We start from the raw sequence: 20,415 nt of genomic DNA, 5'->3' as shown, positions 1-20,415 counted from the left end.
TGGGGCGGGGAGGGGGAGTCGGATGGGGTCCCGGTTCCTTGCACGGCGGGCGTGCACGGCTACACTGCGGCGCGTGGATGCGGGACCATGCAAGGAGTCGTGGGTGTCGATAGCCTTGGTGATCGGGCGCACAGCGGCGGTCCTGCGCGATCGTCGGCTCGGCTTGCGGTTGCTTCTTGCCGGATACATGGTCCTGTTCGTGGCGCGCCACCTGGTGGTGCCCTTCGTCGATCCGCCGCGTCCCCTGGCGGAATTGCCGTTCGGCTACGGCCTGCGGGCGCACACGCTCGTCGAGACCGGCACCTTTGCCGCCTGCGGACGGAGCGGCCACTGCTCTCACGCCACGCGCATGCCGCTGCCAATCCTCAGCCTGGCCGGGCTGCGCCTCGTTGCGGGGGACGACAGCGGCGCCGTGGCGCTCGCCAAGGGGGTGCTGCTTGATACGCTTGTCCTCGGTGCCCTGGCGGTCGTCTTCGCCGGCGGGATATCGGTCGCCGGCGCTGTCGTTCTGCTGTCCTGCGTGGCCGGGCCGCAGTTCATGCTCCACGCCCGGTCGGTAGCGTACGAGGAAGGATTTGCCATTCCGCTGCTCACGGCGGCCATGGCGCTCACGCTGACGCTGTGGGGGCCGGAGCCGCCGCCATGATGGCGTATCGCCGCCGCCGCCGGGCTGGCCGGCCTGGTGCTGATCACCAAGTCGGCGCTCCTGCCGGTCGGGATCGGCATGGGCATCATCCTTGCCGTCGCGGCGGTGCTGCGCGCGCCGGACCGCAGGTGCGGCGTGCGGCGCGGCGCCCTGGCGCTGGTGCTGGCCTTCGCACCGCTGGCGCTGTGGGGTGCCTATGTCCACGCGACAACCGGTACGCTGCGTTTCGGCACCTCGCTGGACGGGGCCAACCTGTGGCGGGGCTTCAACGATGGAGCGTATGCGATCTACCCGCCGATGAACCTCGACGAACTGCTCCGCGGCACCCCGGAGATGGTGGTGCCGGGGCAGGCGCATCCCGTCCCGCTTCCGCCGCCGCCGGCGCCCCTCGCCGGTGCCGCCGAATGAGCCCGCAACGACCGGTTCGTCGCCCTGGCCCTGGCATGGATCCGGGAGAACCCCCTGCGGGCCGTCGAGATGACGGCCCGCAAGGCCGGGGTGTTGCTGGTCGAGGTGCGCAACACGCCGCTGGAGAGCGGCGAACCGCGGGTGCGCGGTGCCATCGGCCGGGCGGGGGTGGTCTGGATGGCCTGGATGCGCGTGCTGACCTGGGGGGCGGCCGGCTTTCTGCTGTGGGTCGTGATGACCCGGCGGCACTGCCCGCCCGCCGCGGTGGCGGCCGCCGCACTCGGCGCCGGCTTCGCGGCGCTGTACGCGGCGCCGTACGTCGTCGGCTTCGCGTACGAACGCCACGCCGTCGCGGCCTTTCTGCCCTTCCTGGTCGCCGCGGTGTACGCGTACGACTGCTGTCCGTATCACGCCTCCGCCCGCAGCGCCTCCGCCCCGTGCAGCACCAGTTCGTGCAGGCCGTGACCGCCGGCATCGATGTGGTCCAGCAGAGCGCGGCGCATGCGCGGTTCCCAGAAGTCGCGGATGTGGCCGATCGTTTCGGTGACCGCCTCGTCGCGGGGGAAGCAGGCGAAATGGGCGGCGATCTGGTTGGCCATGCGGATCAGGTCCTTGGCGTGCATCATTCGGTCTCCGTCAGGTCAGAACAGGATCACGCCGTCGCCCGGCGCACGGGCGGCCAGCGTCATACCCGCCGCGCGCGCCAGGTCCAGGGCGAGCGCGGTGGGTGCGGACAGGGTGGCGAGCAGCGGCACGCCGAGCGTCGCCGCCTTCTGCACCAGTTCGAAACTGCACCGGCTGGACATGACTACGAAGCCGGCCGCCGGCTCGATGCCGGCGGTGGCCAGCGCGCCGGCCAGCTTGTCCAGCGCGTTGTGGCGGCCGACGTCCTCCCGGGCGAGGACGATGCGCCCGCCGGGGTCGCACCAGGCGGCGGCGTGGACCGAGCGGTTGGCCCGCGTCATCGGCTGGTGGTCGGCCAAGCCGGCGAAGGCGGCCGCCACCGCTCCGGCCGGGGGGCGTACCGTTGCGCTGACCGGCCGCGGCTGCCGCATCGCGTTGGCGAGGCTGTCGACCCCGCACAGGCCGCAGCCGCTGCGCCCTTCCATGGAGCGGGTGCGCAGCGATCCGCTGACCAGCCGCATGGCGTCGGCGCGGATGTCCAGCACGATGCCGCCGGGGGCGCGGCGCACCGTCACCCGCTCGATGTCCGCGGGTTCGGCGACGATTCCCTCGCACAGCGAGAAGCCCAGCGCGAAATCCTCCAGGTCGGCCGGGGTCGCCATCATCACCGCGTGGGACCGGCCGTTGTACTCGAAGGCCACCGGCGTCTCCTCGGCGATCAGCCAGGTGACCGCGCCGCCGAGCCCGGTTCCGGTGACGGCGACCGATCCGGCCGCCGCCGCCGTCGGAGTGATCGCGCCGGGTGTGGGCATCGTCGTCTCCTCCTACTCCGCCGCCGTGCCCACCCGCACGATGGGGGCGTGGCGCCGCGCCCGGTCGGCGGGCTGGTTGCTGAGGCGGATCTGCACCGCCGTCACCTTGTATTCCGGGCAGTTGGTCGCCCAGTCGGAGGCGTCGGTGGTCACCACGTTGGCGCCGGTGACCGGGTGGTGGAAGGTGGTGTAGACGACCCCCGGCGGCATGCGGTCGGAGATCCGTGCCCGCAAGGTCGTGGCGCCGACCCGGCTGCCCACCGAGACGAGATCGCCGTCGCGGATGCCCCGCTGTTCGGCGTCGTGGGCGTTGATCTCCAGGATGTCCTCGGGGTGCCAGGCGACGTTGGCGGTGCGCCGGGTCTGGGCACCGACGTTGTAGTGGCTGAGGATACGCCCGGTGGTCAGGATCAGCGGAAAGTCGCGTGACGGCCGCTCTTCGGTCGCGATGTACTCGGTGATCATGAAGCGGCCGCGGCCGCGCATGAAGCCGTCGGCGTGCATGATCGGCGTGCCCTGCGGGGCGGCCTCCGTCACCGGCCATTGCAGGCTGCCCGCCTCGTCCAGCCGGCGGAAGCTGACCCCGGCAAAGCTGGGCGTCAGGCGGGCGATCTCGTCCATGATCTGCGCGGTGGTGTCGTAGTGCATGGGATAGCCCAGCGCCGTCGCCAGCTCGCTGACGATCCGCCATTCCGCCTTGCCGGTCTTCTCCGGTATCACCGGCCGCACGCGGTTGATGCGCCGCTCGGCGTTGGTGAAGGTGCCGTCCTTCTCCAGGAACGAGGTGCCGGGGAAGAACACGTGGGCGAAGGCCGCCGTCTCGTTGAGGAACAGGTCCTGCACGATCAGGCAATCCAGCGCGCCCAGCGCGGCCGTGACGTGCGCGGTGTTGGGATCGGACTGGGCGATGTCTTCGCCCTGGACGAACAGGCCCTTGAAGGTGCCGCCGATGGCGGCATCGAACATGTTGGGGATGCGAAGCCCCGGTTCGGGGTCGAGGGGCGCGCCCCACGCCTGCTCGAACAGGGTCCGCACGGCGGTGTCGGAGACGTGGCGGTAGCCCGGCAGCTCGTGCGGGAACGACCCCATGTCGCACGAGCCCTGGACGTTGTTCTGCCCGCGCAGCGGGTTCACCCCGACCCCGTCGCGGCCGATGTTGCCGGTCGCCATGGCCAGGTTCGCCATGGCCATGACGGTGGTGGAGCCCTGGGTGTGCTCGGTGACGCCCAGCCCGTAGTAGATGGCGGCGTTGCCGCCGGTGGCGTAGAGGCGGGCGGCGGCGCGGATCCCGGCCGCCGGGACGCCGGTGGACCTCTCCGCCACCTCCGGGCTGTTGCGCGGTTCGGCGATGAAGGACTCCCACCGGGCGAAGGCGTCGGCTTCGCACCGCTCGGCCACGAAAGCGCGGTCGACCAACCCCTCGGTCACGATGACGTGCGCCATGGCGTTGAGCAGGGCGACGTTGCTGCCGGGGCGGAGCTGCAGGTGGTGCGCCGCCTCCACGTGCGGGCTGCGCACCAGGTCGATGCGCCGCGGGTCGGCGACGATCAGCCTGGCACCCGCGCGGATGCGCTTCTTCATACGCGACCCGAAGACGGGGTGCCCGTCGGTGGGGTTGGCGCCGATCACCAGGATGACGTCCGTCCTGTCGATCGAGCGGAAATCCTGGGTGCCCGCCGACGTGCCGAAGGTCTGCTTCAGGCCGTAGCCGGTGGGGGAGTGGCAGACGCGGGCGCAGGTGTCGACGTTGTTGGTGCCGAAGGCGGCGCGGATCATCTTCTGGACGACGTACACCTCTTCATTGGTGCACCGGGACGAGGTGATGCCACCGATGGCGTGCCGGCCGTACGTTTCCTGCACGGCCTTCAGGCGGCGTGCGGCGGTGGCGATCGCCTCCTCCCACGACACGACACGCCACGGATCCGCGGTGCTCTCGCGGACCATCGGGTGCAGGACACGGTCCTTGTGGGTGGCATAGCCCCACGCGAAGCGGCCCTTGACGCAGGAATGACCCTCGTTCGCACCGCCGTCCTTATGGGGAACCATGCGGACCACCGTGGTGCCCTGCATCTCCGCCTTGAAGGAGCAGCCGACGCCGCAATAGGCGCAGGTGGTGATGACGCTGTGCTCGGCCTGGCCGTGCGCGATGACCGACTTTTCCATCAGGGTTGCGGTCGGACATGCCTGGACGCAGGCGCCGCAGGACACGCATTCTGAGTCCATGAAGGACTCCCCGGCGCCCGGCGACACCATGGAGGCGAAGCCGCGGCTGTCGATGGTCAGGGCGAAGGTCCCCTGCACCTCGGAACAGGCGCGCACGCAGCGCGAGCAGACGATGCACTTCGACGGGTCGAAGGTGAAGTACGGGTTGCTCTCGTCCTTCGGCTGTTTCAGGTGGTTGGCGCCGTCGAAGCCGTAGCGCACCTCGCGCAGCCCGACCGTGCCGGCCATGTCCTGCAGTTCGCAATTCCCGTTCGCCGGGCAGGTCAGGCAGTCCAGCGGATGGTCGGAGATGTACAGCTCCATCACCCCCTTGCGCAGGCGGGCGAGGCGGTCGTTTTGCGTCGCCACCTTCATGCCCGGCGCCACCGGCGTGGTGCACGACGCCGGCGTGCCGCGGCGCCCCTCGATCTCCACCATGCACAGCCGGCAGGAGCCGAAGGATTCCAGATGGTCGGTGGCGCACAGCTTGGGCACCATGATGCCGGCTTCGGCGGCGGCGCGCATGACGGAGGTGCCTTCCGGCACGGTCACGGAGCGCCCGTCGATCTCCAGCGTGACCGGCGTGCCGGAGGTGCGGGCGGAGGTGCCGTAGTCGATCTCGCGGATCATGGTCATGGGTCGGTCCTCTTCGATCACTCGGCTGCGGCCGGGACGGCGGCGGGGCCGCGGGCGAAGTCTTCGGGGAAATGCCTGATGGCGCTGCGCACGGGGATCGGCGTCATGCCGCCCATGGCGCACAGCGAGCCGTCGGTCATGACCTCGCAGAGGTCTTCCAGAACGGCCAGATTGCGGGCCACGTTCTCGCCCGCGATGATCCGGTCCATGGTCTCCATCCCGCGGACGGAGCCGATGCGGCAGGGCGTGCACTTGCCGCAGGACTCGGCGACGCAGAAGGCAAACGCGAAGCGCGCCTGGCGGGCCATGTCCACGGTGTCGTCGAAGACCACGATGCCGCCGTGGCCGACCATGGCCTCCACCGCCGCGAACGCCTCATAGTCCTTGGGCAGGTCGAAGAGATGGTCGGGCAGATAGGCGCCCAGCGGCCCGCCGGCCTGCACCGCGCGGATCGGCCGGCCGGTGATGGTGCCGCCGCCGAACTCCTCCAGCAGGGTGCGCAGGGACACACCGAACGCCTTTTCCACGATGCCGCCGCGGCGGATGTTGCCGGCGAGCTGGAAGGCCAGCGTGCCGCGCGATCGGCCGACGCCGAAGTCGCGGTAATAGGCGCCGCCCCTGTCGAGGATCACCGGCACCGAGGTGAGCGACAGCACGTTGTTGACGACGGTGGGCTTGCCGAACAGCCCTTCCAGCGCCGGCAGCGGCGGCTTGGCGCGGACCATGCCGCGCTTGCCCTCCAGGCTTTCCAGCATGGACGTTTCCTCGCCGCAGATGTAGGCGCCGGCGCCGACCCGGACCTCCAGGTGGAAGGTGTGGCCGGTGCCGTGGATGGCGTCGCCCAGCCAGTCCTGCGCGTAGGCGGCGGCGATCGCCGCCCGCATGGTGGCGACGGCGTGCGGGTATTCGGAGCGGATGTAGATCATGCCGTGGGTGGCTCCGACGGCCAACGCCGCGATCGTCATGCCCTCGATCAGGCAGAACGGGTCGCCTTCCATGATCATGCGGTCGGCGAAGGTGCCGCTGTCGCCCTCGTCGGCGTTGCAGCAGACGTACTTCCGGTCCGCCCGGGCGTTCAGCACCGTGTTCCATTTGATGCCCGTGGGGAATCCGGCGCCTCCGCGGCCGCGCAGGCCGGACTCCGTCACCTCGCCGACGATTTCCGCCGGCGTCATGGCCAGCGCCCGCTCCAGCCCGCGGAAGCCGCCGTGGGCACGGTAGTCCTCCACCGACAGCGGATCGATGACGCCGCAGCGGGCGAAGGTCAGCCGCTCCTGGTTCTTCAGGTAGGGGATCTCCTCCGTCGGGCCGTGGCCCAGCGGGTGATCGGCGCCGGTGAGGAAGCCGGCATCGAACAGGCCGGGCACGTCGTCGGCACTCACCGGGCCGTAGGCGATGCGGCCGTCCGGCGTCGTCACCTCGACCAGCGGCTCCAGGTACAGCATCCCGCGCGAGCCGTTGCGCACGATGCGCACGTCCGCACCGCGGCGGTCGGCCTCGGCGGCGATGGCGGCGGCGGTCTCGTCGGCGCCCACCGACAGGGCGGCGGCGTCGCGGGGGACGTAGACCGTGCCGGTCATGGCGCACACTCCTTCGTCCGCACCGCATCGGTCAGGGCGTCGAACCGGCGGGGGTCGACGCGGCCGTACAGGCGGTCGTCGATCATCACGGCCGGGGCCAGGGCGCAGTTGCCCAGGCAGAACACCGGCTCCAGGGTGAAAGCGTCATCGGCGGTGGTGCCGTGGACGTCGATGGCCAGGCGGCGCTTCGCATGCTCCACCAGGCTGTCGCAGCCCATGGACTGGCAGGCTTCCGCGCGGCAGACCTTGATCACGTGACGGCCCGGCCGGGTGCGGCGGAACTCGTGATAGAACGACACCACACCATGCACGTCGGCGCGCGACAGGTTCAGTTCGCGGGCCAGCAGCGGGATGGCGGCGTCGTCGATGCAGCCGAACTCTTCCTGGAGCGCGTGCAGGATGGGCAGCAAGGCACCGCGCAGGTGGCGGTGCTCATCGACAATGGTGCGGGCGCGTTCGGCGTCCCGGGCGGCTCGTCCGGTCACGATTCCTCCCTCCGGCCGCGCGGCGGGGAGCGGCCGTTATCCTGAACTGATCTGTGACGGGCACAGCGGGCGTGCCCATTCATCTTGCCTGATGTCAGTCAGGATGGAGGATGATGGAGGAGACGCGCAAATTTGATTGTTCCATGACCTGATAGGGTTTCCCTATTGCCCACCCCGCCAAGCGGCCAGCGTGTCGGCCATGGCATTGGCGATGCGGCCGGAGACGGCGCTGTCTGCGGCCACCGCCGCCAGCGCCCTGGCCAGGGGGGCGGGCGGGTCGCGGTCGGCGTAGACGAGGCCGACGGCGTAGGTGAGGTCCGGTTCGGTCAGGGGCAGAGCCACCAGGTCCGGATGGATCGGCATCTGGGTCAGGAGCTGGCCGGGCACCACGCTGGCCCCGACGCCCACCAGGGCCAGGGTGTAGAGCGTGCTGATGGAGTTGGTTTCCACCATCGGCGTCACCGCGCAGTCGGCCATGCGGAAGGCGGCGTCGGCGATCCGGCGGTTCTGCATGTCGGGGGTCAGCAGGCACAGCCGCCGTTCCGCGGCCCGGGCCCAGGGCAGGGCGGTGGTGCCCGGCGCCACGTCGGTGCGGCGGGTCAGCAGCAGGTAGCGCTCCGAGTAGAGCGGCACCGTGCGCACGCGATTCAGCGGCTCGTTGTCCAGGTAGGTGACGGCCGCGTCCAACTCGAATTCATCGAGGTCGCGCTGGATCTCGCGCGAGCTTGTCGAGCGGATGCAGGAGCGGATGGCGGGATACCGCTCACCGAAGGTCGCCAGCAGGTGCGGCACGGCGGGGAGCGCTGTGGGGATGGCGGCGATTCGCAGGCTGCCCGACACGCCGCCGGCCAGCGCCGCCAACTCCTGCCGCAGCCCGTCCCGTTCGGCCACGATGCGCCGGGCGTACTCCAGCACCTTGCGGCCCTCCGGCGTGAAGCCGGCGAACTTCTGCCCGCGCTCCACGATGGGGACCTGCAACTCCTCCTCAAGCTGGCGGATGGCGTTGGACAGGGTCGGCTGCGAGACGTGGCACGCCTCGGCCGCCCGCCCGAAATGCCCTTCGCGCGCCAGCGCCAGGAGATAGACGAATTTGCGGAACAACGGCTCCTCCGGCGGCGGGCGGGACGGGGTTCCGGACTCTATGCAGGATCATGCAGAAAAGCGGCAAGGGATTGCGGCGCTATCCCGTCGTCCCCACCCCCGGTCCCGGAAGCGGTTCATTGCAGGACGCGGCGCAGGTCCTGTTCGGTGTAGGGTTTTGTCAGCACGGCGGCGTCGGCCAGAGGGCCTTCCAGGGCAAGGTGCCGGCCGGTGGCGAACACGACGCGCAATCCCGCACGGGTGTTGAGGGCGTGGACCGCCAGTTCTGTTCCCGACATCCGGGGCAGCGTGACATCCGTCAGCAGCACGTCGACCTCTTCCCGTTCCATCACGGCCAGGGCGCCGTCCGCATCACCGGCCTCCGTGACGGAGCAGCCCATGGCTTCCAGCATGGCACCCGTGGTCATGCGGATCAGGGCGTCGTCCTCCACCAGCAGGACGCGCAGCGGCCGCGCCGGCGGCCGGGCACCCAGGGTCTGGCGGATCTTGGCGGCCAGGGCGTCGCGGCCGTAGGGCTTGCTCAACAGGTTGACGCCCTCGTCCAGGCGGCCGCCATGGACGATCGCGTCCTGCGCATAGCCGGACGTGAAGAGCACCGCGATGCCGGGGCGTTGCCGGCGTGCGCGGGATGCCAGGTCGGTGCTGCGCACCGGGCCGGGCATGACCACGTCGGTGAAGAGGAGGTCCACGGGTTCGCCGGAGGCAAGCACCGCCAGGCCCGCTTCGCCGTCCGCGGCTTGCAGGACCCGGTAGCCGAGGTCGGTGAGCATGGCCACCGCGGTGGCCCGCACCTCGGCGTCATCCTCCACCACCAGGATGGTTTCCCCGCCGCCCCGGGACGGTTCGGCCGCCGGCTCCGCGTCGACCGTCTCCGATCGGTGCGTGGGCGGCAGATAGATTCGGATCGTCGTGCCCGCCCCGACCTCGCTGCTGATCGTCACATGGCCACCCGATTGCTTTACGACGCCGTAGACCATGCTGAGCCCGAGGCCGGTTCCCTTGCCTTCGGACTTGGTGGTGAAGAAGGGCTCGAACACCCGTTGGCGGACCTCTGGGGGCATGCCGCAGCCGCTGTCCGTAACGGTCAGCATCACGTACCGGCCGGGCTCGACCCCGGACCGGCGGGCCGCGTCGTGCTCGTCCAGGGTGACGTTGGCCACCTCGATGGTCAGGCGGCCGCCCTCCGGCATGGCGTCACGGGCATTGATGGCAAGGTTGAGAATGACGTTCTGCACCTGGGCGGGGTCCACCAGGGTGTTCCACAGCCCGCTCCCCACCACCGTTTCGAGCACGATGTCCTCGCCGAGGACCCGGCGCAGCATGTCGTCCATCCCGCGGACGAAACGGCCGAGGTTGACGACGCCCGGCTCCAGCGGCTGGCGCCGTGCGAAGGCGAGGAGCTGGCCGGTGAGCTTGGCGCCCCGCGCCACCGCGGCCAGGGCACCGGCAAGGCGCTCCGCCGCCGGGGCGTTTCCGGCGAGCGCCGGGCGCAGCAGTTCCAGGGAGCCGCCGATCACCTGGAGGAGATTGTTGAAGTCGTGCGCGACGCCGCCGGTGAGCTGGCCGACCGCCTCCATCTTCTGGCTCTGGCGCAGGGCGTCCTCGGCCTTCTCGCGCTCGGACGTCTCGGCGCGGAGCCGGTCGTAAGCCTCGCCGAGGGCCACGGCCCGACGCTTCAGCTCGATGTTGGCGTGCGCCACGGCAGCGTGCGCGACGCCCAGAACGACGACGACGAGCGACGCCATGACGACGAGCAACCCGACGCCGACGTAGCGGTTCAGGCGGCTGTCCAGCGGTTCGCGCACGGTGCGCAGGAACACCCGGCCGAGCGGTAGGTCGCCCTGCACCACGGGAACGCTGACCTCCACCACCGCCTCGCCGACGCGGGCCGCCGCGGCACCGCCGGCGTAGGCCACGAAGGGCTGCCCGTTCTCGTCGAACACGGCGGCGGAGCGCACCAGCGGGTTCGCCTTCAGGGCGTCGACGTACTCCTGTCCGGCGGTGCGGTCGTGGAAGGCCAGGGCCGCCGTCATGGTCGCCGCCAGGATGCGCGCCTGGACCCGGGCCTCCTCCAGCTTCCGGGCCTCGTACGACCGCTCGTTGACGACGGCCATGACGAGCCCCGCCAGCAGCAGGCACACCGCCGCGGCGAGCGCCGCCAGCGGTATCCGTCCCCACATCCCGGGCGTTTCGGGTACCTGTGCCATTCCATCCCTATCCCCGGCTGCCGCCGTTCACCGCCAGGCTCAGCAGCTTGGAGCTGATGGCCAGGCCGTTGCGGGTGGCGGCGGCGCCGTCGATCTCGAAGCGGACCCGTCCGTCAACCAGCACGAAGTTGATCACTCCCTTCGTCTCCGCAGCCGCGGCGCGGTCGGTCACCGTCAGCACCGGCAGGCCATCGAGCACCCGCAGGGTCCGCACCACGTCGGCCGGTGGCGCGGGCGCAAGGTACAGGATATGGCAATCCCTGCCGTCTTCGGAGGCTGACAGCCGGTGGACGGTGAAAGGCCGCTCGCCCATGCGCTGGCCAGCGACCGCACGGTCGAGGACGCTGCCGAACGGATCGTCGCCGACGATGCAGAGGCGGACGGAAGCCGCGGGGCCGCCGCGGGCGGCGTCGGGCCATTCGACGAAAGGGGCGAACTTGTACAGGAACGTCGCCTTCACCGCGATCTCCAGGGACGCCTCGTGGGTTGCCGCCGCCGCCGGTACCGAAGCCAGCACGAGCGCGACACCGGCCCGGATCGCTCGCCACAGTATCCCCGGCGCCATCGTTCAGAATTCCGCGCGCAGGCGGGCGTAGACCGACCGACCGATGCCGCGCGGCGGGCTGGTCCCGGGGGCGATCACCTCCTGGTGCTGCGCCTGAAGCAGGTTCAAGCCGTGCAGGGACACCGTCAGCGACGGCGAGACCTGCCACAGCAGGTGGGCGTCCAGCTCCGTATAGGCCGGCACCCCGGACGGCGACACCCGCCCGACCCGGCGCAGGGCGACGTCCAGGGACAGATCCGATGCCAGGTCCATCTCGGAACGGATCTGGGCGTGGTGGTTCGGGTCCTGGCCGGCGGCCTGGAGATCAGAGAGGTCGGTCATGCCGTCTTTCGCCGACAGTTCCTTGTGCAGCCAGGTTCCGCCGGCGCGCAGGCGCCAGCCGGGCGTCACGTCATAGCTGCCCCAGGCTTCGACCCCGTACGTTCGCCCCTCCAGCCCGTTCATGAACGACAACCGTCCTCCCGGTGTCGTGCCGAGGGAGCGGAGATCGTCGTAAACGTGGTAGAACCCGGTGACGGAGAGTGTCGAATCGCCGGTCGGCTGGCCGCGATAGCCGATCTCGAACGCCGTCAGCGTCTCGTTCCGGAAGTCCCGCGCGGGAACCAGGATGCCGGGCGCCTCCAGTTCCCGGTCGATGCGGGACGGGGTGCGCACGGCCCGTGACGCGGCGGTCCACAGCATGTGATCGTCCGCTACCCGCCAACCAAGGCGGACGTTGGGCAAGGCGTCGGTGCCGGTGTAGCTGTTGTGTTCCACCTTGAGCCCCAGGGTCAGGTGGAGGTCGGGCGCCAGGGCGATCGTGTCCTGGGCGAAGACGTTGGCGACCGTCAGGGTCGCCGTCGGGTCGGCGAAGCCGAACGCCACCAGGGAGGTGAACTCCGACCGCCACCGGCGGTATCCGGCACCCACCACCAGTTCGTGCCGCGTTCCCACCCGGCGGTTGTGCTGGACCTGGACGTCCCAGGTTTGCAGCACGTCGGTGGCCACGGCGTAGTCGCGGGTCTTGCGGTCGTAGTAGGTCCTGACGTCCAGTGACGCGCCATCGGCGAAGCTGCGGGTCCAGCGGCCCAGCAGGTTGCCGCCGTACAACGACTGGTCCAGGAACTCCGTGCGGCGGCGGTAAAGATCGCCCTGGACGGTGTAGGCGTCGTCCCCGACGGCGAAATCCCCCCGGAATCCGACCTGTCCGCCGCGAAACCCGTCCTCGGCGGCGTCGCCGGGCAGCACCGGGTCGGTGCGCGACCGGTCGAAGCCGCCGGCGTAGACGCGCATCGCTCCGGTCTCGCCGATGCGTCCGCCGTAACGCACCGTGCCGCCGCGGTCCGCGTTGCCGATGGCGGTCTCCACCAGCGTGCCCTGACTGCGGTCGGCGGAGCGTGTGATGATGTTGATCACGCCATTAACGGCGTTGGCACCCCATAGGGTACCGCCGGGGCCGCTGATCACCTCGATCCGTTCGATGTCGGCCACGGGAACGTCGACGCCTTCCCAGAACACCGTCGCGGCGAACGGCGAATAGACGCTGCGCCCGTCGACCAGGACCAGCAGCTTGTTGGACGACTCCGGCGAGTTGAAGCCGCGGGCGGCAATCGCGTGGTTGTAGGCGTTGAGCTGCGCCACGTCGAGGTTCGGGGCAAGGCGCAGTGCCTGCGGGATGCTGATGGCGCCGGACCGGCGGATGTCCTCGGCGGTGATCACGTAGACCGAGGCCGCCGCCGTGCTCAACGGCTCCGACCGCTTGGACACCGACGTCACCCGCACCTGCGTCAGCTCTTCGATCGACAGGCGCGACAGGTCCTCCACGGACTGGGCACCGGCGGCGGCCGCGGCCAGGACCAGGGCGGCCGGAGCCAGGAACGCCGCACGGCGGCCGGCCCCCCTGCGTACCGGGTATCCCGGATCACGCTGCTTCCCCCGCATCGGCCTCCATGCCCCCACCGCCCGATCCCCGGCATTTGTGTCACCTCGTTATAGCAGCCATGCGCGGCCCCGCCCTTTAGGCGCATGGTCAGACAACTTAGCGCTTTGGTCGGAGTCGACACAGACGACGGCCGGGGCGGGTGCCGGTCCGCCGGCCGGACGCGGACCCGCAAAATTGACAGCACCGCTGCCCGCCCCTATCGTCCGGAGCAACCAAGCAAATCACCCAACGATCCGGGAGGATGGAGACCCCATGAAGAAGCACCATTCGGCCGCCGCGGCGGCGCTGGCCCTGACCCTGACGCTCTCCCTTCCGGCCGCCGCGCAGGAGCGCGTGACGCTGAAGTCGGCGGCGTCCTCCTCGTCCTATTACGTGATGATCGTGCAGATCGGAGAGGCGCTGAAGGCCGCCTCCGACGGCAAGATCCAGCCGACGGTGGAAGAGAGCCAGGGCTCCGTCCAGAACGTGAAGGAAGCGGGCAAGCGGCCCGGCAATTTCGTCTTCACCTCGCCGCCCAACCTGCTGGCCGACGCGCGCTCCGGCAAGAAGCCCTTCGAGGGGGAGAGCGGTTACGATCGCATCCGCACCCTGTTCGTCATGCCGCCGATCACCGTGCACTTCGTGGTGCGCGCCGATTCCGGCATCACCGACATCGCCCAACTGGAAGGCAAGGACTTCATCGGCGGCGGCAAGGGCACGTTCTGCGAGGGGCGCACCAGGGCGATCCTCAAGGCGCTGGACCTGGAGGGCAAGGTCAACACCGTCGATGTGGAACTGGCGTCCGCCGACAACGCCGTGCGCAACCGCAAGGTCGTGGGGTACGCCACCTGCTCCTCCCATCCCACGCCGGGCGTGACCGAACTGGCCACCCACACGCCGCTGCGCATCCTGTCCTTCACGCCCCAGCAGCTCGAGACGGTGCTGAGCCTCGACCCGGCTTCGGGTCCGGTGACGATCGCCGGCGACACGTACAAGGGCATGGACGGCGACGTGCAGACCGTTGGCGTTCCGGTCGGCGGCTTCACCACCACCGCCATGGACGACGAGACCGCCTATCAGATCACGAAGATCTTCTGGTCCAAGCGTGACGAGATGGCGGGCAAGAACCCGTGGTGGAAGGCGATTGCGCCCGACCAGGTCAATCTGCTGGGCACCGCGGTCCACCCCGGCGCCCTGCGCTACTACAAGGAAGCGGGCGTCACCATCGGCGAGGCGCTTCAGTAAGGCGAGACCCTCTCCCGCTCCGCATGGCGGGGGAGGGGCTTTGCGCACACGCATTGCAGAAACAGGCATCATGACCGAAACCACCGCCGCGGCCGTAGCGCCGCCGCGCCGTGCGTCGCTGGAACGGCCATTCCTGGTGGCGGCCGCCGCCGTCACCGTGGGCGTCCACGTCTGGCTGATCTTCACCGGGCTGGTGCCCAACCTGATCAGCCGGCCGCTTCACCTGCTGGTGACGCTGCCCTGGATCTTCGTCTTCGCGGCGTCGGGCGGGCGGGTCTCCCGGCTCCTCGGCTACGCGGCCTGCGGGCTGGGCATGGCGGGGACGGCCTTCCTCATGCTGAACCGGGAGGCCATCGTCGAGCAGTACGGCTCCCTCGACGGCAGCCTGTTCCAGTACGGGCTGGCCATCGTGCTGATCCTGGTGGTGCTGGAGATGGCCCGGCGCGCCGTGCAGCCGGTGCTGCCCGCGGTGGCGCTGGCGGTGCTGGCGTATGGCCTGTTCGGCCAGTGGCTGCCGGGAACGCTCGGCCACGGCGGCATCCCGCTGGATTATTTCCTCGGCAACCTCGTGGTGGCGGAGGGTGGCCTGTGGGGCCTGATGACGGGGACGTCCATCGACCTGATCGTGCCGTTCCTCATCCTGGGCGCCTTCGTTTCGGCGGGCGAGGCGGGGACCGGCTTCATGGCGCTGGCGACCCAGCTTGCCGGCCGCTTCAAGGCGGGAGCGGCCAAGGTGGCGGTGCTGGGCTCCGCCCTCTACGGAACGATCTCGGGCTCGGCCTCGGCCAATGTGGCGTCGGTCGGGACGATCACCATCCCCGCCATGAAGCGCATGGGCTATCCGCCCCCCTTCGCCGCGGCGACCGAGGCGGTGGCCTCCACCGGCGGGCAGATCATGCCGCCGGTGATGGGGGCGGGCGCCTTCATCATGGCGGAGCTGCTGCGCGTCCAGTACACCGACATCGCGGTGGCGGCGGTGCTGCCGGCGGTGCTGTTCTTTGCGGCCTCCTGGGTCGGCATCCATTTCTTCGCCATCCGCTACAACCTGGCCGGCGTCCCGCGCGAGGAGATGCCGGGCTGGGCGGCGGTCGCCGCGGCAGCGCCCTTCTTCCTGCTGCCGCTGGTCATCCTCATCGTCATGATGATGGTGCTGACCTACTCCCCGGCCTATTCGGCCATCTCCGCCGCCTTCGCCACGGTGGTGCTGCTGGGGTTCGACGGCCGCCTGCGCTTCGCCGCCGGGCGCTGGTGGGGGCGCCTGCAATCCGGGCTGATCGACGCGGCACGCCAGATCGCCTTCATCGCCGCCATCCTCATCTGCGCCGGCCTGATCGTCGGCGTGTTCAACGCCACCGGGTTGGGGGTGAAGATCACCTCCTTGATCGTCAGCCTGTCGGGCGACCGGCTGTGGGTGGCGCTGCTGCTGACGGCGGCAGCCTGCATGGTGCTGGGCATGGAGCTGCCGACCACCGCCGCCTACCTGATCTGCATCGCCGTGGCCGGACCGGCGCTGACCGAGCTTGGTCTGCCGGAGCTGCACGGACACATGTTCGTGTTCTGGTACGCGCTGCTGTGCACCATCACGCCGCCGGTGTGCGGCACGGTGTTCGTGGCGGCCGGCATCGCCGGGGCGCCGTGGCTGGCGGTGGCGGTGCAGGCCATGCGCATCGGCATCGGCCTCTACATCATCCCGCTGGCGATGGTCGCCAATCCGTCGCTGCTGCTGCTCGGCGCGGAGCCGGCGGCGGCCCTGCTGGCGGCGGCCAAGGTGCTGGCCGGCATGGTGCTGGTGAGCTACGCCACCATCGGCGGTGCCCGCCACCCGCTGACCGGCGCCGCTGCCTTCGCCGCCGGCATGGCGGTGCTGTTCCTGTTCGGGGTGTAGCGTCCTCGGGCGGCCCGGGCCAGGGGCCGTCCGTCGAGCCGCCACGGCCCGGCCCCGGCGCAGCGGAGACGGACGGGGTGCGGGACGCCGGCGGCATTGCGGTGGAGAAGGCCGGCGCTACCGGGATACCGGCAACGCCGTTTCGATTTGCCCGCGCTCGACCTTTACTTTTTCGTCCAGACCTCGGTGCCCTTGCTGCCCGGGTCGGTCCGCCGCCACCACTGCCCCTTGAGAGAGCCGTCGGGATTGATGGTCATCAGCATGATCGTGTTCTTGCCGTCGGCGACCGCTGCGACGGCAAAGATGTTGCCGGTGATCTGGCCCACGCCGACGTAATCGCCGCCGTCCCACTTGACGCCGATGGCGCCCGACTTCTCCGGCGTTACCACGAGCGTGCCGGAATCCGAATAGGGAGAGCCATCGGTGTCCGTGCCATTGTAGGAATAGGTCCCGGCAATATTCGGAACGGACTGGGCCAGGGCGGAGGACGCAAGGCCGGAAACCACCAGAGTCGACAGCATTAGTGTACGTATCATGGCGATGCGCGCTCCTGAGCTTGGGATTGATCTGCCGAAACGTGAAGGCAGCGCTACCAAACTGAATAAGCAACTCCCGGCCGGCAAGCGTCTTCTCGAGGGGTGTCGGCGAGTGTTTTCATTATACAAGGAGGAAACATTCGGCCGGAGCGGGGCCTGCCGGAACGGCACGGGCACGTGGTCCAATTCCGGTACGCGCTGCCGTGCGCCATCCGGTGTGCGGCACCGTGGCCGGCGGTGGCGGCGCGGGCCGTCTTCGGGCGGCCCCGTCAGGAGTTGCCCGATGATGTCTTCTCCGACGGCCGCGTGCGCTCCACGATGCGGTCGAGATAGCCGGTGACGTCGGCGGGACGGCGCTCGTACGCCGTCTCGAACAGGGGGCTGGTGACCAGATGGTCGGCGGTGGCCCGGTTGTAGGCCACCGGCAGGTCGTAGAGGGTGCACAGGCGGGTCAGCGCCTTGACGTCCACGTCGTGGGGCATGGGCGTCATCGGGTCGATGAAGAAGAACAGCGCGTCCAGCCGCCCCTCCGCGATCATCGCACCGAGCTGCTGGTCGCCGCCCAGCGGCCCGCTCTTCAGCCGGGTGACGTCCAGGTCGGGGCAGCGCGCCAGGATCGCCCGGCCGGTGGTGCCGGTGGCGAACAGGCGGTGGTGCCGCAACCGGTCGATGTTGGTGGCGATCCAGTCAACGAGATCCGCCTTGCGCTCGTCGTGGGCCACCACGCCGATGGCCTTGTTCAACGCTCCGTCCTCCATGATCCTCTCCTGCCGGCGGCCGGCGGGTGTCCGCCGTGATCCGCGCGCTTTTGCATCCATATCTGTTGGAACGACAGCATACGGGAGGAGGAGCCGATGGGGGACCCCGGGGATTCACGCGCGGGGGGCAGCGCACGTCTGCGCAGCCGGCAATGGTTCGACGACACCCACGACCCCGACATGACCGCGCTCTACCTGGAGCGCTATCTGAACTACGGGCTGACACGGGCGGAGTTGCAGTCCGGGCGGCCGATCATCGGGATCGCCCAGACCGGCAGCGACCTGGCGCCGTGCAATCGCCACCACCTGGATCTGGCGCAGCGGGTGAAGGACGGGGTGCGCGACGCCGGCGGGATTCCGCTGGAGTTTCCCGTCCACCCGATCCAGGAGACCGGGCGCCGGCCGACCGCGGCGCTGGACCGCAATCTCGCCTATCTCGGGCTGGTGGAGACGCTGTACGGCTACCCGCTGGACGGGGTGGTGCTGACCACCGGCTGCGACAAGACCACCCCGGCCTGCCTGATGGCCGCCGCCACCGTCAACCTTCCGGCCATCGTCCTGTCCGGCGGCCCGATGCTGGACGGCCACCACAAGGGGCAACTGGTGGGGGCGGGCAAGGCGATCTGGGACGGGCGGCGGCGCCATGCCGCCGGCGAGATCGACTATGAGGAGTTCATGGAGATCGCCGCGGACTCGGCGCCCTCGGTCGGTCACTGCAACACCATGGGCACGGCCCTGTCCATGAACAGCCTGGCCGAAGCGCTGGGGATGTCGCTGCCCGGCTGCGCCGCCATTCCCGCACCGTACCGGGAGCGGGCTCAGATGGCCTTTGCCACCGGCCGGCGGATCGTGGAAATGGTGCACGGGAACCTGCGCCCCGGCGACGTGCTGACGAAGTCGGCGTTCGAGAACGCCATCGCCGTGGCCTCGGCCATCGGCGCGTCGAGCAACTGCCCGCCCCACCTCATCGCCATCGCCCGCCACATGGGGGTGGAACTGTCGCTGGAGGACTGGCAGCGGGTCGGCGCCGACCTGCCGCTGCTGGTCAACTGCCAGCCCGCCGGGGAGTTCCTGGGGGAAGCCTTCCACCGCGCCGGCGGCGTGCCGGCGGTCATGGCCGAACTGCTGGCGGCGGGCGTGCTCCACGGGGACTGCCTTACCGTATCGGGGCGCAGCGTGGCGCGGAACCTGGAGGGAGTGCCGGAACCGGACCGGCGGGTCATCCGCCCCTTTGACCGGCCGCTGAAGGAGAAGGCCGGGTTCGTCGTGCTGACCGGCAACCTGTTCGATTCCGCCGTCATGAAGGTCTCCGTCATCTCCGATGCTTTCCGGGCCCGCTACCTGGCGCGCCCGGGGCACGAGAACGTGGTGGACCTGCGCGCCATCGTCTTCGAGGGTCCCGAGGACTACCGGGCCCGCATCAACGACCCGGCGCTCGCCATCGACGCCGACTGCATCCTGGTCATCCGCGGCTGCGGCGTCATCGGCTATCCCGGCTCGGCCGAGGTGGTGAACATGCAGCCGCCCGATGCCCTCATCCGGGCCGGCATCGCCGAGTTGCCCACCATGGGCGACGGGCGCCAGAGCGGCACCTCGGCCAGCCCGTCGATCCTCAACGCCTCTCCGGAATCCGTTGTCGGCGGCGGGCTGGCGCTGCTGAAGACCGGCGACACCGTGCGCATCGACCTCGTGCGCAACCGCGTCGACCTGCTGGCGGACGACGGGGAGCTGGCGCGCCGCCGCGCCGCCCTCACCCCGGCGCAGCCGGAGAGCCGCACGCCGTGGCAGGCGATCTACCGCGGCATGGCCGGCCAGCTCGCCACCGGCGGCTGCCTGGAGCCGGCCACCGCGTACCTCCAGGTGTTGGACCGCCACGGTCCGCCCCGCCATTCCCATTGAGGACCCGACGATGAAACGAATCGCCTCGATCGGCGAATGCATGGTGGAGTTGCAGGAGACCGAGACCGGCAGCGCCCTGTACCGCCAGGCGTTCAGCGGCGACACGCTGAACGCCGCCATCTACCTGCACCGCGCCCTGCCGGAGGGGATGGGCCGCGTCCGCTACGTCACGGCCCTGGGCGACGACGCGTTCAGCGACCGCATGGTCGCGTGGTTCGCGGCGGAGGGGCTGGACACCGGCCTGATCGAGCGCCTGCCCGGCCGGCAACCCGGCCTCTACGTCATCATCCTGGACGAGCGGGGGGAGCGCACCTTCCGGTACTGGCGCGGCGATGCGGCCGCGCGCCACCTGCTGGAGGACGATGCGGCGGCGGACCGGCTGGCGGTGCTGGCCGACCACGACCTCGTCTACCTCTCCGGCATCACCCTGGCGATCCTCACGCCCGACGCGCGGGAGCGGCTGGTCCGGCTGCTCGACCGGGTGCGGGCCAACGGCGGGGCGGTCGCCTTCGACGGCAACTACCGCCCGCGCCTGTGGACGTCGCCGGAGGAGGCGCAGGAGGCCTTGACCGCCGTGCTGCGCCGCGCCACCATCGGCCTGCCGACCCACGACGACGAGGCGCTGCTGTTCGGCGACACCGATGCCCGGGCGACGGCGGAGCGCCTGCACGGGCTGGGGGTGGAGGAGGTGGTGGTGAAGCGCGGGGCGGAGGCGGCGCTGATCTCCGCCCCCGGCGTGCGCACCTGGCTGGCGCCGCAGCCGGTGGAGCGGGTTGTGGACACCACCGCCGCCGGCGACTCCTTCAACGGCGCCTATCTGGCCGGCCGCCTGGCCGGCCTCGATCCGGCGGCAGCGGCGGCGCAGGGGCACGCCACCGCCGGCCGGGTGGTGCAGGTGCGCGGCGCCATCCTGCCGCGCTGAGCCC

18 protein-coding genes are annotated in these 20,415 nt (G+C 70.5%); 7 read left to right on the top strand and 11 right to left on the bottom strand.

The window, feature by feature from the left end; translation table 11 throughout:
• The first annotated feature begins 103 nt into the window (after nucleotides 1-103).
• The 3 genes from G472_RS0103195 (at nucleotide 104) to G472_RS0103185 (ending at nucleotide 1,519) form a co-directional block, all read left to right on the top strand.
• Nucleotides 104-646, top strand: a complete 543-nt coding sequence (locus G472_RS0103195; RefSeq protein WP_029007215.1) for a hypothetical protein — start codon at nucleotides 104-106, stop codon at nucleotides 644-646.
• Between the two features lie 36 nt (nucleotides 647-682).
• Nucleotides 683-1,054 carry a hypothetical protein gene (locus G472_RS0103190; protein WP_029007214.1) on the top strand — a complete coding sequence of 124 codons (372 nt, stop codon included), beginning with the start codon at nucleotides 683-685 and terminating at the stop codon, nucleotides 1,052-1,054.
• Between the two features lie 69 nt (nucleotides 1,055-1,123).
• Nucleotides 1,124-1,519 carry a hypothetical protein gene (locus G472_RS0103185; protein ID WP_029007213.1) on the top strand — a complete coding sequence of 132 codons (396 nt, stop codon included), beginning with the start codon at nucleotides 1,124-1,126 and terminating at the stop codon, nucleotides 1,517-1,519.
• On the opposite strand, the gene G472_RS30975 is transcribed toward G472_RS0103185, so the two are convergent.
• The 9 genes from G472_RS30975 to G472_RS0103140 form a co-directional block, all read right to left on the bottom strand.
• Nucleotides 1,462-1,680, bottom strand: a complete 219-nt coding sequence (locus tag G472_RS30975; RefSeq protein WP_211100128.1) for a formate dehydrogenase subunit delta — start codon at nucleotides 1,678-1,680, stop codon at nucleotides 1,462-1,464. The genes G472_RS0103185 and G472_RS30975 overlap by 58 nt on opposite strands.
• A 15-nt stretch (nucleotides 1,681-1,695) precedes the next feature.
• A complete protein-coding gene (gene fdhD / locus G472_RS0103175) occupies nucleotides 1,696-2,490 on the bottom strand; it encodes a formate dehydrogenase accessory sulfurtransferase FdhD (protein WP_051340246.1) in 795 nt (264 codons plus the stop codon).
• A gap of 12 nt (nucleotides 2,491-2,502) precedes the next feature.
• On the bottom strand, nucleotides 2,503-5,328 hold the full coding sequence (gene fdhF, locus G472_RS30970; RefSeq protein WP_035690737.1) for a formate dehydrogenase subunit alpha: 2,826 nt from the start codon (nucleotides 5,326-5,328) through the stop codon (nucleotides 2,503-2,505).
• Nucleotides 5,329-5,345: 17 nt separating this feature from the next.
• Nucleotides 5,346-6,908, bottom strand: coding sequence for a formate dehydrogenase beta subunit (locus G472_RS0103165; RefSeq protein ID WP_029007211.1), 1,563 nt, complete (start codon nucleotides 6,906-6,908; stop codon nucleotides 5,346-5,348).
• Entirely contained in the window at nucleotides 6,905-7,393 is a 489-nt protein-coding gene (locus G472_RS0103160) for a formate dehydrogenase subunit gamma (protein WP_035690736.1), read from the bottom strand. Before G472_RS0103160 ends, G472_RS0103165 begins: the two co-directional genes overlap by 4 nt.
• Before the next feature lie 162 nt (nucleotides 7,394-7,555).
• Nucleotides 7,556-8,494, bottom strand: a complete 939-nt coding sequence (locus tag G472_RS0103155) for a LysR family transcriptional regulator (protein WP_029007209.1) — start codon at nucleotides 8,492-8,494, stop codon at nucleotides 7,556-7,558.
• A gap of 116 nt (nucleotides 8,495-8,610) precedes the next feature.
• Complete coding sequence (locus G472_RS30965) at nucleotides 8,611-10,701, bottom strand: response regulator (RefSeq protein ID WP_084536401.1); 2,091 nt, start codon at nucleotides 10,699-10,701, stop codon at nucleotides 8,611-8,613.
• A gap of 7 nt (nucleotides 10,702-10,708) precedes the next feature.
• Nucleotides 10,709-11,266, bottom strand: a complete 558-nt coding sequence (locus tag G472_RS0103145; protein ID WP_029007208.1) for a TOL_0243 family YfiR-like periplasmic protein — start codon at nucleotides 11,264-11,266, stop codon at nucleotides 10,709-10,711.
• Nucleotides 11,267-11,269: 3 nt separating this feature from the next.
• Entirely contained in the window at nucleotides 11,270-13,186 is a 1,917-nt protein-coding gene (locus tag G472_RS0103140; protein WP_051340242.1) for a TOL_0244 family TonB-dependent receptor, read from the bottom strand.
• A 253-nt stretch (nucleotides 13,187-13,439) separates the two neighbouring features.
• Here G472_RS0103140 and G472_RS0103135 point away from each other — a divergent pair, with 253 nt between their 5' ends.
• Together G472_RS0103135 and G472_RS0103130 are read left to right on the top strand one after the other, a co-directional pair.
• Nucleotides 13,440-14,411, top strand: coding sequence for a TAXI family TRAP transporter solute-binding subunit (locus G472_RS0103135; protein WP_029007206.1), 972 nt, complete (start codon nucleotides 13,440-13,442; stop codon nucleotides 14,409-14,411).
• 70 nt (nucleotides 14,412-14,481) lie between these two features.
• Entirely contained in the window at nucleotides 14,482-16,296 is a 1,815-nt protein-coding gene (locus G472_RS0103130) for a TRAP transporter permease (RefSeq protein ID WP_084536400.1), read from the top strand.
• Between the two features lie 164 nt (nucleotides 16,297-16,460).
• Here the strand turns inward: G472_RS0103130 and G472_RS0103125 are convergent, their stop codons facing one another.
• Both G472_RS0103125 and G472_RS30960 read right to left on the bottom strand, forming a co-directional pair.
• Entirely contained in the window at nucleotides 16,461-16,817 is a 357-nt protein-coding gene (locus G472_RS0103125; RefSeq protein WP_029007204.1) for a hypothetical protein, read from the bottom strand.
• A gap of 284 nt (nucleotides 16,818-17,101) precedes the next feature.
• Complete coding sequence (locus G472_RS30960) at nucleotides 17,102-17,590, bottom strand: methylglyoxal synthase (RefSeq protein WP_051340240.1); 489 nt, start codon at nucleotides 17,588-17,590, stop codon at nucleotides 17,102-17,104.
• Nucleotides 17,591-17,686: 96 nt separating this feature from the next.
• On the opposite strand from G472_RS30960, the gene G472_RS0103115 reads away from it, so the two are divergent.
• Both G472_RS0103115 and G472_RS0103110 read left to right on the top strand, forming a co-directional pair.
• On the top strand, nucleotides 17,687-19,489 hold the full coding sequence (locus G472_RS0103115; protein WP_051340237.1) for an IlvD/Edd family dehydratase: 1,803 nt from the start codon (nucleotides 17,687-17,689) through the stop codon (nucleotides 19,487-19,489).
• 10 nt (nucleotides 19,490-19,499) lie between these two features.
• A complete protein-coding gene (locus tag G472_RS0103110; protein WP_035690735.1) occupies nucleotides 19,500-20,411 on the top strand; it encodes a sugar kinase in 912 nt (303 codons plus the stop codon).
• Nucleotides 20,412-20,415 lie beyond the last annotated feature (4 nt).

Origin of the sequence: Azospirillum halopraeferens DSM 3675, assembly GCF_000429625.1 — a bacterium.
GTDB classification, from domain to species: Bacteria; Pseudomonadota; Alphaproteobacteria; order Azospirillales; family Azospirillaceae; genus Azospirillum; species Azospirillum halopraeferens.
The sequence above is the reverse complement of the archived record's forward strand: the minus strand, read 5'-3'. Positions and strand labels throughout refer to the sequence as shown.